Genomic DNA, 15,607 nt, shown 5'->3' on the forward strand with positions numbered 1-15,607 from the left:
AAACAGAATGACCTTTAGGAATGATTACTTTCAGTTTTCGGCTTGTTCTATTGCCTGATGAAGGTCATCGGGCATTAAATTAGCTTCTAAGAATGTTGATTGATGAGGTAAGTCAATAGTAAAACGAGAGATAACACCGATTTGTAGGGTGCCTTTTTTTAATTGATAATCAAGTACATGGCCACCACCTTCACGTTGGTGATTAATATAATGCTCATGAAATCCAGCAACATTAAGGCCTTGAGTAAATTGCGGGGAACGAAAGCCGGCAATAATACCCATTTCATCGTGAAAGGTAAAAATAGGCTGATTTTCAATGGCTTCTAGCATGGGCACATAAGGAGGCTCTTGACGTGGCACTGTACGTGTTTTAACTAATTCAAATTCGCCTTCAATTTTGATGGCACAAAATAGATTATCGGAAGGGACATATTGGTTAATAATATTGTGAACCTGTTGTTGAGAGACAGGATCTGAAAACTGATGTGTAATATCAGGTTTAAAGAAAGTCATTACAGCAAAAGGCGAGCCTTGATCTGGACGGGCTTCTCGCGCACTGCCATCTGAACGTAATTGAAAAACGTTACTATCAAAGGCGACCAATTCGCCATCAAGATGATTAAAAGTACCTAAACCAAAATCACCATGCTTTAATAAATCAGCAATAGTAACATCACTATCATAAACACCAGCAATAAGACTACTCATTAAAGAATTTTGGTAGATAGTATATTCTGGATGTTTATTAATATAATGATTTAAAGAAGTTATTATTTCTTGGGTGCAGTTGCAGGAACTATGAGTATTTTTATGGTTATGGGTGATATCACTATTATCTCGCTCGATATGGTTAAAGCTAGTTTTCATAATGAAGCAGATCCTTATTTATTTAGATAGACATTCATCAACTATCAATTTCATTATTAGCCCTATAGGTAAGATTTTCAAATGTTTTAATTGATATCAAAAAAGATGTGATAATCATAGAGAGTGAGATTAAAGCTATTTTATTGTTTTTTATAAATTTAATTTTACGTGTAACTTTATTAAAAAAAAATTAAAAAAATATCAATGTTATTGATGAGGTTGCTTTGTTTGTTTCTATTGGAAACTATAAATTAATGTAATTATTTTGAGCGATTATGAGTAATCACAAGGAAATTAAAGAAGAATTTAAAGAAAATGGATATTAATAGTTTTTTATTTTCATTGTGATTTATTAGAAATATATTTTTAGTTATAAATAATAAAATTAAATTTCTTAAAATTTAAAAAAAGATTAATTTTAATAATTATTATTTAGGAGGAAGTTAGAGTTATCAAGAAGGATAAAAGTGTTACAAAATGTAACTTTTAATTCCAGGTAAACAGAAATGTATCTATATATGTAAGATTGCTGTTGTTATTATGTAAGTTGTTAATTTTCATTTGTCATTATATATCAACAGATTATGTTGATTTTTTTACATTTATGATCGGTATCTCCGATCGATGGTCTGATTATGATAGGTTTTGTCTATCACATTTCACTTAATTGATCGATTAAAACGTTTTTACTAAGTCTAATTATGACAATATAGTAATAAAAATTTTAGTTAAGTAGAGGGTAAAGTAAGAAAAAGGAATGCTTTCACAAATGAAAAAAGATGATAATAATAGCGTTAGTATGTCGGATTTTTTTAATAAAAAAACAGGGTTGTTTATAAAGTATAAAAGGAAAGAGTTAGGTTTAACAGGACAGGATTTAGCGATCATATTGAATGTTAGTCAGCAACAAATTTCTCGATATGAAAATGGAACTACAAATATTACTGTTACCTTACTTAATAAAATACTGATGATATTGGACTCATCATGGAGTGAGTTTTTAACTTTTAATGAATTAACTGATAGGTATTAATTCTGATTTAATTGTTGTTAATTAATATTTAATATATGGGGAAGTTTAAATGAAAAAATTATTATTACCTCTAGTCATGAGCAGTGCATTATTTAGTGGATATACATTAGCTAATACCGGTGAAGTTCAATTTATTGGTGCGGTTACGTCGGAAACGTGTGATATTGATACAGAAATTGGTGGTTTAGTTAAATCAACAATCGATTTGGGTAAAATGACCACTGCAGATACCAATGGTAAATATGTTGAATTTGAATTAGTCCCTCGTACGGATGAATGCCTGAAAAAAACCAGTGGCCAAGTTGGTTGGCAAAGTGCAGGTTTTACTAATTCAGGTCTTGCTAATATGAAAGGTACTGCCGGTGGTGTATCTATTCAATTAACAGCGATTAATTCAACCACACCTAATCAGGATGTAACTTATAATAACCAAAGTGTTGATTTTGGTAATGGTAATGATCCAATTGGTAATATGAAATTTAAAGCAAGAATGACAGCAACGGCAGGTCAAACTGTTACAGAGGGTACTGTAATTTCAAGCGCAACTTATGCAGTAGCTTATAAATAATGTTTCATTATTTAATTTTATAATGTCTATTATCAATGTAGTTACTTTTATTTAATTATTCTAATAATAGTTATTATTATGCTCTATTTAGGGTGCTTTTAATCTATTCTATTTTTGTGAATATAAATAAAATTTAATATAAGCATTATGACTGGAATAAAGGGTCATTGATCCTTTATTTCATTTGAAAATATTAATGGATAATATCAATGCGTTTAAAATCAATTAATGCTTTTGTGTTATCCTTGTTAGTAAGTCCATTTTATGTTTGCGCAGATTTAAATATGGACTTCTTACATGGAGGAGTTCAACTGCAAGCTGCTGGTGTATTTGATGAAAATACCAATTATCCTGCTGGGCATTATATTGTTGAGGTTATTTTCAATCGAAAATTAATTAGTAAAAAAGAATTAATTATCTCACCAGAAGATAATGAAAATTTATGTTTAAAAAAAGATTGGATTAATGAGTTATCGCTTCCAATAAAATTAAATTTATTTGAATTATATTATCATCCTGAGCGCGATTGTTATGATATTAGCCGTTATCCTGGGGCTCAGGTTATTTTTGATAATTCGAAGCAAACTTTAACATTTAGTATTCCTCAAATTGCATTAGATGAATCTCTGCGCCGGCAGGAATGGGATTATGGGATAACAGGTATTAAATTAAACTATTCGGGCTATATTTCTAAAACCAGTTCTTCACAAGCACAAATTTATGGTGATTTTGATTTATATGCTAATTTAGGTCGTTGGGTCGCTTATGTTCGTAGTAGTTACCAAAGGAACTCGGGTACAGAAACATCGGAGGCAACAGTTTCCACAGCAATTAAATCAATACAAGGAAGTTTTACCGTAGGTAAAACAATAACCTCTTTATCAATATTACCTAACTTTGCTTTTTATGGAATGTCACTGCGCTCGGAAAGGGATATGCGCCCATGGGAAAAACGAGGTTATGCACCGGTTATTTCTGGTGTTGCAAACTCTAATGCTAAAATTACTATATCTCAAAATGGATATGTATTAAGTTCACAAGTTGTTCCCGCAGGGGCTTATCAATTAAAAAATATAGCACCAGTAAGTAATGGAAATATAACAGTGACAGTAGAAGAAAGTGATGGGACAAAAACAGTTCGCTATTATCCTGTTGCCACACTTTCTTCCTTATTACGCACAGATGAAATAAATTACAACATTGCTATCGGAGAAAAAGAAACAGTAGGTAAAAGAGAAAATAGTTTATTTTTTCTAGGTGCATTTGACTACGGATTAACTAATGTTACGGTTCATGCTGCGGGAATTTTGCATAATAATTATAAAAGTGCAGCATTAGGAATGAGTAAAGATTTTGGACGATTTGGTGCAATGTCATTTACTGCTAATACTGCTGTAAGTGTATTTCAAAAACAGACACCAACAGCACCCGAAGTTAGGCAGTCTGGTATCAGCTATTCGTTACAATATGCAAATTCATTGACTGATAATACTAATTTACAACTACTCGCATATCGCTATACTGGTAAAGATTATGTTGATTTTAATGAATTTAATTCAAATGCTTTATATCATCGCAGTAATCGTAAAGAGCGTTATGAAACGATATTGTCCCAAAGTTTTGATGGTAGCTTTGTTAGCTTATCTGCTTGGATGCAAACATATAGAAATAGTATTAGTAATGAAGTTGGCGCAAATATTACTTACAATACAACAATTAAATCTGTCGATTTCTCATTATCAGCGGATTATCAAAAATTAAACGATTATGAGCATGATAATTATATTATTTCTGTTGGAATAAATATTCCCTTTAGCTTATATGATAAAAATCATTTTTGGGTAAATTCTGTTAGCTACGATAGGAAAAATAAAGCTAGTTTTAATTCTGGTGTTTCTGGAAGTATTAATGAAAAAATAAACTATAGTATCAATACAAGTAAAGATCGTGATAACTGGTCTAATTCTGCTTATTTTGGTATTGATCATAGTATTATTAATACGGGATATGCGATTTCTCAAAATGGCCATCAAACTACCAGTTCTATTAATGCTTCAGGAAGTTTATTAGCCACCCCAGATACAGGATTATTATTCAGTAATGTCAGAAGAGATACTGTCGCAATTGCAAAAATTAAAAATATAGAGGGTATAACATTCAATGACTCACCGCCAACTGACAAAGAAGGAAACACTATTGTTGGGGTATCACCATACATTGAAAATAATTTAAAAATAAATACAGAAGAAATTCCGAATAATGTTGAATTACTTGATTCTGTTCAAAATTTTACTCCAGTAGATAAAGCTATTATTTATCGCGAGTTTAAATATTCAACAATTCAAAGGTATATATTAAGAATAAAAAATAAAAATGGTGATTTTATTTCTGCTGGAAGTGCTGTTAGAAATAAAAACGATGAATATATAGGGTTTGTTTCAAATTCTGGGGTTCTTTTATTAAATTTATTAGATAAGCCTAATAAGCTATTCGTTATATCACCTAATGGTGAAAAATGTACTTTAAATTTGGAGAAAGTAGAATCTAATGATCATAAAATTATGGAAATTGAATGTAATGAATAGAATAGTATTTGTTTTTGCTTTAATCATATCGTCATTAACCTGTTTTAAAGCATATTCAGCGTTTACGCTTAATGGTACTCGCTTTATTTATGATGAAGGTCGCAAGAATATCGCGATAGAAGTTAAGAATAATAGTGATAAAACCTATGGTGGCCAAGTTTGGATTGATAATCTTAATGGGAATGAAGTGTTCTTTATTCCTGCACCTAATTTATTCAAAATAACTGGAGGAGAAAAACAATTAATCCGCTTGCTATATGTAAATGATATTTTACCTAAAGATAGGGAATCATTGTTTTGGCTCAATATTCAGGAAATCCCGCCAATTTCTTCTGCCGATGACAGTAATGTGCTTGCTGTTGCATTAAACACACAAGTTAAACTGATTTATCGCCCTAAGATTTTAGCTGAAAAACGCGAGGATGCAGAAAAAAGTCTGACATATAGTGGTTCAGTTTTAAAGAATCCTACACCTTACTATTTTGCATTAACTCAAGTGTCAGTCAATAATAATCCTTTGGTCTTGTCAAAAGACATTGAGCAATCTATTAGTTTATTTCCACCTTTCAGTGAGGTAAATGTGCAGCGCCCATTGTTAGGTAAAGTAACCGTTGAAGCTATTGATGATTATGGTGCTAGACGTGTTATTGAGCTTAATTAAGGAAGTAAAAATGAAAAATAAATCATTTTATTTCACGCTATTATTATTTTTTATTGCTATGGATACTTCTGCTGCTCGATGTCGGAATGTGTCAATCAAATATAATTTTCCAGCCCAAATAGATATTACAAATAAAAAAGTGGGAGATAAGCTTTATTCTTTTGGTGCGCCAGACGCCCCTATAAACGTTGCTGGTCAATGTCTACGTGCTAATAGTGGGGCGGGAAATACAAATGGAAATTATATTTATATTGTTGATCAATATGGATCATCACCAACATTATGCCCGACTACTGGTACAGTTGATAAAAATTCACCAGATGGATACTTGCGTTTTCGTTCAACGGGAAGTTGTGCTAATTCTTCTTGGCTGCTAGTTCTTGATTATAAAATATCTGGGGTTGGCTGGACCAATTTAACAGGTCCCGGTGGTGGTACTGATTCAGGCGTTGTTTATTTACAAAAAAAGCCACCTGTAGGAAAAACGGTTATTAATCCTGTCTATATGTTGAAACGTAATTATTATTCTCGAATTGGTCAAATGGGCAATACGTTACAAAAGGAAAGCGTTGCTCTTAGTGCACCAACATCGATGACGTTGATAAATAATGCTTCTTGTGCAGTGTCTGTTAATGACGTCGCATTTGGTGAACAAACCGCTAGTGACGTAAAAATGAATACTATTGCAGGAAAAAATATAAATATTTCTTTTACGTGTAATGCTGTATTACCTGCATACACACTCAGTTTTTCTGGTAAAGATGGTGTGAATAATGCCACAACAGGGATCATTAAGGTTAAAGATAATAGTTCTGTGGGGTATCAACTTTCTTGGGCAGATAGCACGGTTAAACCCATTAATAGTGCTGTAGTTATTAATAATGTGGCAATAGCTCCGAATACAAAGCCAAAAACCAATAATTTTACTATTCCGATAAGGGTAAAACCTGTTGCGTTATCCACTCAGCCAATCCCTGGGCCGGCTAATACTGCATTAACGATTAATATAAAGTTAAATTAAATGGAGTTAACGATGGTAAAAAAATCTTGTTTTATGTTTAGCGTTATTTTATTTCCTATTTATGTTGGAGCAACAAGTTTCACCTCTAATGTTACTGGTGGAACAGTCACTTCAAATTTAAGTATGACAGTGAAAGCCTCTTGCAGTACAACGGTTGGTGATGTGACATTTGGTGACCAAAGCGCGGGTGATATTAAAAAAGGAGCTGTCGCAGAGAAGGTAATATCATTGGCTATTGTATGCGATACAAAAATGACTAATTACACATTAGCATTTACGGCGGCTGATGGTGTTAAAGATGTAGCAAATGGCATTATTAATACTAAATTAAATTCAACGGTGGGTTATCAACTTAAGTGGGGAGATTCGACCGTTAAACCTGTGGATACAGCAATTACTATTAATGGCAGTACAATTACCCCAACAAACAAGCCAACGCAAGAAAGTTTTACTATTCCAATCAAAGTTAAACCTGTTGCTCTTGGGGAGACTGTTTCTCCTGGTGCAGCAAATACGGCGTTAAACATTAAACTAACTTTCAATTAGTTGAGGGACTATGTGCAAATCTATATTGCTTACCAGCCTGTTAATCTTTATCACAAGAAGTTGTTATGGCTCTGAGTTAAATGCAACCTCAATCATTGGCGGTGCTGTTCAATCGCAATTTAGTATGAATGTAAAAATAGCTACATGCTTACCCGCTACTGTTGACAATGTTACTTTTGGAGCAGTTGATACAGCGACTATTTTATCGGGTGAAGTTGAAGGGCACTCAACACTCTTTTTGGATTGTACGGGCACAATTAAGCCACAAAGAGTTACAATACTTTTTGAACCTGCTAATCCTCATTTAACCATGGGTAGTGTGGGTTATATTGGTTCAAAAAATACCACACTTGGCTATTTTGTGTCGTGGGAAGATGAACAAATAGGTGCTATTGGTGAAGGGGTACCAATGGGGAAGGCACTTTTTTTTAAAAAAACGGATGCTTCATTGATGAAAGTTAAACTTAAAATAAAACCAGTTGTACTTCCATTAGGAGGAAAGTCCGTTCATTTGGGTAATGGAAATACCCATATAACTATCAAAATAAAATATATCTGATATGAGTTTTTGTATGAATAAAAAAATATATATGTATTTTATTATTACTTGTTTAAGTAATTTTCCTCAACCAAGTTTATCAGATGAAATCTTACCTGATGCTCAATTAACAATTTCTTTGGATGTAGTTAGAATCACTTGTGATATTAATAATGGAAAAGGATTTAATAAAATAGTAGATTTTGATGTTATCAACGAAAGTAATTTATTAGCTGGTAATCAACCAGCCGTAAAAACACAGTTTATTGTTGATTGCCAAAAAAGTGGTTTTAAACCTGAGCATATTGATATCAAAGTTAAGCCTGGTAGCCAAGGTGCATTAAATAATGGTATTGGTGGTGAACTTAAAACCAATTTATCTGGTGTAGGAATTTATTTATCATGGGCAGACTCAAGCCCAATAAATCTATCTGGAGTGAATAAAAGTTTTAGTGCAGATCTTAATAATCAATTTGATATTAGTTTTTTTGCAAAACCATATGCTCAATCTCAAATTGTTGAAAAAGGTTCACTAAAAAGTAGCATAATTATTAATGCATTATATAAGTAATTTATTTTAATCTTATTCAAAAAGGGAACGCCATATTATGTTTCCTTTATATATTACAGAGCAATTGCTGTAATATTATCATTGGGGCTAAGATCTATAATTTTGTCCCCATGAATAGAAAACTGTCTTTAGTGCTAGGGGAGTGTTCACCATCAATTTCTGATTGCGGACGCTCAAGTAGATTATCCGCGCGATCGTAAAACAGCATGGTATCAAGGTTTTCACTACTGGCGACTTTTTTTAAACGTTGCTCTGAGTCATACAGGTATTCTACCCAACCTCGATAGGTGTCTTCCATGGCACCAAGATTATCTTGGGGATCATAAAACCACTTACGCCATAAGGTAATGCCATTTAACGGGTGCTGTTTATCACGAGAGCTGAAAGTGCTAATGGTTCGCCCCAGTTTATCGTATTGCCGATATTGGGTGAGAGCTCCTTGAGTTCGACTGATTTCACGATGTAGGTCGTCACGTTCAAATTCAGTAATTAACTGTGAGCGACCGTCAATAAGGTGGTTGATGGCAGTGGCATGTCCGGAGCCGTAATAGAGCCAATTTAGGCTGTCACCTTGAGGTAACGTCAGACGGCTTAGGTTATTGAGTTCATCATAATTAAATTCGACGATATCGTCGCCCGTTTGTTCACGAGTAATGCGGCCAAGTGCATCGTAGGTAAAATGGACTTTGATTCGCTTGCAAACCCATTTCAAGACCACGTTGATTGGGCTGTTTGCTGGCGACCAATAGGCGGTTCATACTATCTCATTGATATTGGTAGCGATCAGTTAAGGTCTCATGTTTGACAAGGTTACCCGCCGCATCATAGTCGAGTAATATTGTGCGTGGTGCGGATGTGAAGACTCGGTCGCCTAAGTGAGCTTCTTCAACCAGTCGCCCCAAACTGTCATACGCTAAACGCGACTCTGTGTTATCCGGCCAAAATACAGTGATAAGGCGCTCGCGTTCATTCTGATATTGCCAGTGCGTTTGGTTACCATTACCATCCGTTATGCTGAGTAGTCGGCCCAATGCGTCCCATTCACTGAGATGTGTATGACCCAACGCATTGCGACAACCGCAAGGTAATCCAAACTCATCCCAAATTAGCGCCGTTTTAATGCCTGTACGGTCGGTATAATGAATAATTTGGTGATCATGATTAAGTTGCCAAAATGAGGTTGAACCATCGTGCCAATAAGCGATTCGTGTGAGGTTGATATCATCATATTCAAGACGATAGCTTTCGCCTTCGCTGGTTTTGTTTTCAATCACTCGCCAAAGATTATCTTCTGAAAGTGCCCAGCGGTATTCACTGCGTAAGCCATATTTATCGCTATGCCACGCCATAACACCGGCATCAGTCCACCCAAATTGGCGATAAGGGTGATTTGTCTGTTGCTCAACACGTATTAATTAGGCACTTTCGTTGTAAAAAATTGCAATGAAACTATTTAATGGGAAATTATAAGGATTAAAATGTAATAAATTGTTTTTATTGAAATATACGCATTTTATTATTTTTTGATTATCAATATATAATCTATTTTATTTTTAAGTAAAAACACATTAAATGAGTGGAATGCAAATTTAATGTATAAATTAGATATTAAATTATATTAAAGTTATTTATTATAAAATAAAACAGCATAAACTTTCGATAAGTCTCGTAGAGTTTATGCTGCTTTTGTTAGTATTTAAACGTGAAGAAAACCGAATAATACTAAATAATGATAAAGCTATTTATTACACATTAAACAAGAAGTTCATCACATCGCCATCTTGCACGATATAATCTTTACCTTCCGCACGCATTTTACCTGCTTCTTTCGCACCTTGTTCACCACCATAAGTGATAAAGTCATTATATGAGATGGTTTGGGCGCGGATAAAACCTTTTTCAAAGTCAGTATGGATCTTACCTGCAGCTTGTGGGGCAGTTGCACCTACAGGGATTGTCCAAGCACGGACTTCTTTTACACCAGCAGTAAAGTAAGTTTGTAAATCGAGTAACGCATAACCTGCACGGATAACACGGTTTAAGCCCGGCTCTTCGATGCCTAAATCTTGCATAAACTCTTCGCGCTCTTCATCGTCTAGCTCTGCAATATCTGCTTCGATAGCAGCACAAACAGGAACAACAACAGAGCCTTCGGCTTCAGCGATTTTACGTACCGTATCAAGATAAGGATTATTTTCGAAACCATCTTCATTGACGTTGGCAATATACATGGTTGGTTTCAGGGTTAAAAAGCTTAAATAACGGATAATCGCTTTTTCTTCATCACTTAAATCTAATGCACGCAACATACCGGCTTTTTCTAAGTGCGGTAAACATTTCTCTAAAACTTCCATCTCTGCTTTAGCAACTTTATCACCACCTTTGGCTTTTTTCTGATTACGATGCATTGCTCGTTCACAGGTATCTAAATCAGAAAGCGCTAATTCGGTATTAATTGTTTCAATATCTTCAGCAGGATCGACTTTACCCGCCACATGCACAATATTGTCATTTTCAAAACAACGCACGACATGGCCGATAGCTTCAGTTTCGCGGATATTGGTAAGGAATTGGTTACCTAAGCCTTCACCTTTAGATGCGCCTTTAACCAAACCTGCAATATCAACAAACTCCATTGTTGTAGGTAACACTCGTTGTGGTTTTACAATTTCTGCTAACTTATCTAAGCGAGGATCAGGCATGGGTACAACACCTGTATTTGGCTCAATAGTACAGAATGGGAAGTTGGCTGCCTCAATACCTGCCTTAGTTAAGGCATTAAACAGTGTAGATTTCCCTACGTTAGGCAGACCGACGATACCACATTTAAATCCCATAAACGTTCACCTTGTCACATAAAAAACAACAGGAAAGGGGGAGCTCCTGTTGTGTGCTGTTAAAAAAATTGGCGCTATTATAGAACAAATCCCTGTTTGATTAAATCATCAGGGATTAATTGCGCAAAAGAAAAGGGCATGGCATTGCCCAGTTAACTTATTTGATACACTAATAGCTTTATTGATAGGGGTTAAGCTTTAAAGCTATGTAAACGATTAATAGCTTTTTCGTAACCATCACGCATCAGAATATCTGTACAAGCAAGGGCTTCATCAATTGCATCATCAATAAGTTTTTGCTCACTTGTTGGTGGTTTACCTAACACAAAACCGACCACTTTGTTTTTATCACCGGGATGACCAATCCCAATACGTAATCGATAAAAATTGGGGTTATTGCTAAATTTACTCTGAATATCTTTTAGTCCGTTATGGCCACCATTACCGCCACCCAATTTCATTTTTACCACACCCGGTGGTAAATCCAGTTCATCATGTGCAACCAATATTTCATCGGGTTGAATACGATAAAAATTTGCCATCGCTAATACCGCTTTACCACTTAAATTCATAAAAGTGGTAGGGACTAATAAACGAACATCATTACCATTTAAATTAATACGAGCGGTATAGCCGAAGAATTTGCTCTCTTCTTTTAGAGATTGTTGATGACGTTGAGCCAATAAATCAACATACCAAGCACCCGCATTATGGCGAGTCTGGGCATAATCAGCACCGGGGTTGGCTAACCCGACGATAAGTTTAATTTTACTCACAATTGCCTTTCACTGTTATCGTCTTAAAAGAAAGCATCTAGTTTACCTTTCTCTGTCAAGAAGCACAAAATAGATTGTCATGATTATTTTGTTGAAATCTTTCTAGGAGAGAATACTTATTATTTATAGGGCAAAAAGAGCGAAACAGGCGTATTAGCACCGATAAATGATTTACAAAAGCAATAAAACACATTTTTTGCAAAGAATTGTCAATAATTTTCAGAGCATGTGATCACTGCGACAATACCTTTTTAGTCTTTATGGCTATAATAACTACAATGAATAAAAGGTTATTCGATGTATTTTGGTGTTGAATCGTCTGACGACGCGCTTGGAGGTGCAACATGAAATATAAACATGCTTTTGCCGTTGGCAATTTATTGATGGCTATCGGTATGGTGCTTATGCTCGGTAGTCTTGGTTATAATCTTCTTAGCCATATTTTTCCATTAGGGCTACCTGATATTTTATCTGATGCTTCGCTAATGGGGATCTTTATTGGTGCACTTGTTTGGTTAGCAGGGGCTCGTATTGGTGGTAGAGAAACCGTTGCAGAAAGATATTGGTGGTTGCGTAATCATGACGAACGTTATCGTCGCCATGATAATCATCGTTATCCATAACTGTGTGAGCATCAATAAAATATAGATAAAATCATAATTCATAATAAAGTAAGAATAGATAATAAGTAACTCATTGTCGTTAATATGCAGATAATACATATCTAAAGACCCGCTGATAAAGTGATCGCGGGTTTTTTATTGTCTAAATATTTTATCTTAAAAAGATAACAAAAAACCCGCTATAACATAGGCTATAGCGGGTTTAATTATCTCAAAGTACGATATTAAATCGACAAATTAATGTTCGAACATCGCAGAAATTGACTCTTCATTACTGATACGACGAATGGCTTCAGCCAACATACCAGACAAGGTCAATGAGCGGACTTTATTTAATGCTTTGATTTCTGCTGACAATGGAATTGTATCGCAGACAACCACTTCATCAATAACAGAGCTTCTGATGTTCTCAACAGCATTACCAGAGAAAATAGGGTGAGTCGCGTAAGCAAATACACGTTTAGCACCACGTTCTTTCAGCGCTTCTGCTGCTTTACATAATGTACCACCTGTATCGATCATATCGTCAACAAGGATACAGTCGCGATTAGCAACGTCACCGATAATATGCATAACTTGAGAAACGTTAGCACGAGGGCGACGTTTATCAATAATTGCCATATCAGTATCATTCAGAAGTTTAGCGATAGCACGAGCGCGAACAACACCGCCAATATCTGGAGAAACAACAATAGGGTTGTCCAATTCTTTTTGAAGCATATCTTCTAAAAGGATCGGGCTGCCGAAGACATTGTCAACCGGTACATCAAAGAACCCTTGGATTTGTTCTGCATGTAAGTCGCAGGTTAAAACACGGTCTACGCCTACACTAGATAAGAAATCCGCAACAACTTTAGCCGTGATAGGAACACGGGCTGAACGAACACGGCGATCCTGACGGGCATAGCCGAAGTAAGGAATAACAGCAGTGATACGACCAGCGGAAGCTCGACGTAATGCATCAACCATGACCACTAATTCCATTAAGTTATCATTAGTTGGTGCGCAGGTTGATTGAATGATAAAAACATCACCACCACGTACGTTTTCGTTGATTTGCACACTGACTTCACCGTCGCTAAAACGACCTACAGCAGCGTCTCCTAAGCTAGTATAGAGTCGATTGGCAACACGTTGAGCCAGTTCCGGGGTTGCGTTACCAGCAAAAAGCTTCATATCGGGCACGAGAAAAACCTCAGGCTTGCGTCCAGAGAGAGATATTGTTGACCTGTAAAGAACGTGTTTATCAACATAGGGTTTGTAAACATCATAGTTACGGGTGCAATAACACAGGTATCCTTGAGCGGAATAAATGCACAGGGGAAATGTTAACGCCTTGCGCTACAAATCCGTGCACCCACTCAGGGGCGTTAATTAACACTTCACTAGCGGCCTCTTGCGATTCAAACTCACCGAATACACAAGCACCTGTCCCAGTTAAGCGTGACGGTGCATATTCTAACAGCCACGAAAGCAGATATTCAACCTCACGAAAACGTTTTCTTGCGATCATTTCACAGTCATTTGCAAACGGAGCCTGTAATAATGCGCCCAGAGAGCGAATAGGCGAATTACGTTTTAATTCTGGATCTGTGAAGATTGTCGGGGTTGGGATAGAAATTCCGGGGTGAGCAACTAAATACCAACACTCTTTGGGTGATGCTGGGGTTAATATTTCACCAACACCCTCAGCAAAAGCGGCATGCCCTTTAACAAATACCGGCACATCTGCGCCTAACGTCACGCCGAGTGTGGCTAATGTTTCATCGCTTAGGCCTGCTTGCCAATGGTAATTAAGGGCTATCAGTGTTGTCGCAGCATTGGAAGAGCCTCCCCCTAAACCTCCTCCCATAGGCAGTTTTTTATCAATACTAATATCTGCCCCTTGATAGCGTAGGGGAATATGGTGCTGATGGCAGTATTGACGTAATAATTTGGCTGCTTTAATAATCAGATTATCTTCATCTGCAACCCCTTCAACGGGGGTTAAGATGATTAACTGCGTATCATTACGGGGCGTAAAAGTTAGCGTATCGCCATAATCTAAAAATTGAAATAAGGTTTGTAGATTATGGTAACCATCGGGGCGTTTCCCGGTAATGTAGAGAAAAAGATTTAATTTGGCAGGAGAGGGCCAACTTAGTGTCATTGCTGTATATCCCAGTTATCCATTTTTAATTTTATCGTGCGTTCACCTTGTTTTAATTCAAGGCGCTGTGGCAAGTTCGGTGTTATTGCGGTGTCATAGGATTGGTAGGTTACCACCCAATCACCTTCTGGGGTTGGCCATGTAACCGATTTTAAAAGATGATTTGCATCGAGTTCAAAATCCGTGGCATCACCCGGTAAACCAATTAACCAAGCGCGTAAATTTTTTAAAGGGATCACCATGCCGGTGAGCTGATAAATCATTTCAGTTGGATTGTCACTATAATACTTTTTACCACCATTATCAGTCACTTCAATCACACCAGGCATCACATTTAAGTCTAGCTCTGTCGTCCCCAATGGATTGGTTAAAAGTAAGCGATAGCGATCGGTATCTTTATCTTGCCAATAGAAACGTGCGTAAGTTTTATAGGTGCCTTCAATGTAAGCGAAGGCGCCACGTGTTTCATATTGTGAAATCTTATTTAATGCTTGTTGACGCGATTGCCATTGAACATCGTTATCTGACGCTGAACCTTGTGTTTGTATATTATTTAAATTACATGCACTTAGTAGCAGCGCAGCTAGCGGAAGGAGACGCAAAAGTGATTTGGTTGGAAAAATGCGTGAGCGCATAGCTGAGATATTCCTTACATTCGTTCTTTGTTGCAAAAAAGCGTATCATAAACGCGAAGATATAACGATATTTCGTTAAATAGTCGATTGAATTTGCCTATCATACAAGTAAGCACTTTTATTGAAAGAGTTCATCAAGTAGAATGGCGGCAATGAAGAGTCCATACTAAATGCGCTGTTTTAGGTTTATACTAAGT

17 protein-coding genes are annotated in these 15,607 nt (G+C 36.0%); 9 read left to right on the forward strand and 8 right to left on the reverse strand.

Going from position 1 to position 15,607, the window contains the following annotated elements; translation table 11 throughout:
• Positions 1-30: 30 nt before the first annotated feature.
• The gene (budA, locus tag AACQ49_RS07050) at positions 31-867 is read right to left on the reverse strand and encodes an acetolactate decarboxylase (protein ID WP_161778957.1); all 837 of its coding nucleotides are present in this window, start codon (positions 865-867) and stop codon (positions 31-33) included.
• 769 nt (positions 868-1,636) lie between these two features.
• Between budA and AACQ49_RS07055 the strand changes: the two genes are divergently transcribed.
• The 8 genes from AACQ49_RS07055 to AACQ49_RS07090 all read left to right on the forward strand — a co-directional run bounded on the left by AACQ49_RS07055 (position 1,637) and on the right by AACQ49_RS07090 (position 8,390).
• Entirely contained in the window at positions 1,637-1,900 is a 264-nt protein-coding gene (locus AACQ49_RS07055; protein WP_004247955.1) for a helix-turn-helix domain-containing protein, read from the forward strand.
• Between the two features lie 49 nt (positions 1,901-1,949).
• On the forward strand, positions 1,950-2,468 hold the full coding sequence (locus tag AACQ49_RS07060) for a fimbrial protein (RefSeq protein ID WP_004247956.1): 519 nt from the start codon (positions 1,950-1,952) through the stop codon (positions 2,466-2,468).
• Positions 2,469-2,677: 209 nt separating this feature from the next.
• Complete coding sequence (gene pefC / locus AACQ49_RS07065) at positions 2,678-5,053, forward strand: PefC/AfrB family outer membrane usher protein (RefSeq protein WP_161778958.1); 2,376 nt, start codon at positions 2,678-2,680, stop codon at positions 5,051-5,053.
• On the forward strand, positions 5,046-5,714 hold the full coding sequence (locus AACQ49_RS07070) for a fimbrial chaperone (protein ID WP_004247958.1): 669 nt from the start codon (positions 5,046-5,048) through the stop codon (positions 5,712-5,714). Before pefC ends, AACQ49_RS07070 begins: the two co-directional genes overlap by 8 nt.
• Before the next feature lie 10 nt (positions 5,715-5,724).
• On the forward strand, positions 5,725-6,735 hold the full coding sequence (locus AACQ49_RS07075; protein ID WP_004251413.1) for a fimbrial protein: 1,011 nt from the start codon (positions 5,725-5,727) through the stop codon (positions 6,733-6,735).
• Positions 6,736-6,747: 12 nt separating this feature from the next.
• Positions 6,748-7,281 (forward strand): spore coat protein U domain-containing protein, encoded by a 534-nt coding sequence (locus AACQ49_RS07080; RefSeq protein WP_004251411.1) that lies wholly within the window; start codon positions 6,748-6,750, stop codon positions 7,279-7,281.
• Between the two features lie 10 nt (positions 7,282-7,291).
• Positions 7,292-7,840 carry a hypothetical protein gene (locus AACQ49_RS07085; RefSeq protein ID WP_004242653.1) on the forward strand — a complete coding sequence of 183 codons (549 nt, stop codon included), beginning with the start codon at positions 7,292-7,294 and terminating at the stop codon, positions 7,838-7,840.
• A gap of 13 nt (positions 7,841-7,853) precedes the next feature.
• Positions 7,854-8,390 carry a fimbrial protein gene (locus AACQ49_RS07090; RefSeq protein ID WP_004242654.1) on the forward strand — a complete coding sequence of 179 codons (537 nt, stop codon included), beginning with the start codon at positions 7,854-7,856 and terminating at the stop codon, positions 8,388-8,390.
• A gap of 94 nt (positions 8,391-8,484) precedes the next feature.
• Here the strand turns inward: AACQ49_RS07090 and AACQ49_RS07095 are convergent, their stop codons facing one another.
• The 4 genes from AACQ49_RS07095 to pth form a co-directional block, all read right to left on the reverse strand.
• Entirely contained in the window at positions 8,485-9,108 is a 624-nt protein-coding gene (locus tag AACQ49_RS07095) for an RHS repeat domain-containing protein (RefSeq protein ID WP_337247156.1), read from the reverse strand.
• A gap of 46 nt (positions 9,109-9,154) precedes the next feature.
• Positions 9,155-9,739, reverse strand: coding sequence for an RHS repeat domain-containing protein (locus AACQ49_RS07100; RefSeq protein ID WP_237612805.1), 585 nt, complete (start codon positions 9,737-9,739; stop codon positions 9,155-9,157).
• Between the two features lie 396 nt (positions 9,740-10,135).
• Positions 10,136-11,227 carry a redox-regulated ATPase YchF gene (ychF, locus tag AACQ49_RS07105; RefSeq protein ID WP_004242658.1) on the reverse strand — a complete coding sequence of 364 codons (1,092 nt, stop codon included), beginning with the start codon at positions 11,225-11,227 and terminating at the stop codon, positions 10,136-10,138.
• Between the two features lie 191 nt (positions 11,228-11,418).
• Positions 11,419-12,003 carry an aminoacyl-tRNA hydrolase gene (gene pth, locus AACQ49_RS07110; protein ID WP_004242660.1) on the reverse strand — a complete coding sequence of 195 codons (585 nt, stop codon included), beginning with the start codon at positions 12,001-12,003 and terminating at the stop codon, positions 11,419-11,421.
• A gap of 344 nt (positions 12,004-12,347) precedes the next feature.
• Here pth and ychH point away from each other — a divergent pair, with 344 nt between their 5' ends.
• Positions 12,348-12,626, forward strand: coding sequence for a stress-induced protein YchH (gene ychH, locus AACQ49_RS07115; protein WP_004242663.1), 279 nt, complete (start codon positions 12,348-12,350; stop codon positions 12,624-12,626).
• Positions 12,627-12,863: 237 nt separating this feature from the next.
• Here the strand turns inward: ychH and prs are convergent, their stop codons facing one another.
• The 3 genes from prs to lolB form a co-directional block, all read right to left on the reverse strand.
• Entirely contained in the window at positions 12,864-13,811 is a 948-nt protein-coding gene (gene prs / locus AACQ49_RS07120; RefSeq protein ID WP_004242665.1) for a ribose-phosphate diphosphokinase, read from the reverse strand.
• Between the two features lie 88 nt (positions 13,812-13,899).
• Positions 13,900-14,775, reverse strand: a complete 876-nt coding sequence (gene ispE, locus AACQ49_RS07125; protein WP_004251402.1) for a 4-(cytidine 5'-diphospho)-2-C-methyl-D-erythritol kinase — start codon at positions 14,773-14,775, stop codon at positions 13,900-13,902.
• Positions 14,772-15,410 carry a lipoprotein insertase outer membrane protein LolB gene (gene lolB / locus AACQ49_RS07130; RefSeq protein ID WP_004242669.1) on the reverse strand — a complete coding sequence of 213 codons (639 nt, stop codon included), beginning with the start codon at positions 15,408-15,410 and terminating at the stop codon, positions 14,772-14,774. The genes ispE and lolB overlap by 4 nt, the downstream gene beginning before the upstream one ends.
• Positions 15,411-15,607 lie beyond the last annotated feature (197 nt).

It is taken from the genome of Proteus sp. G2675, from assembly GCF_963886535.1.
Taxonomy (GTDB): domain Bacteria; phylum Pseudomonadota; class Gammaproteobacteria; order Enterobacterales; family Enterobacteriaceae; genus Proteus; species Proteus mirabilis.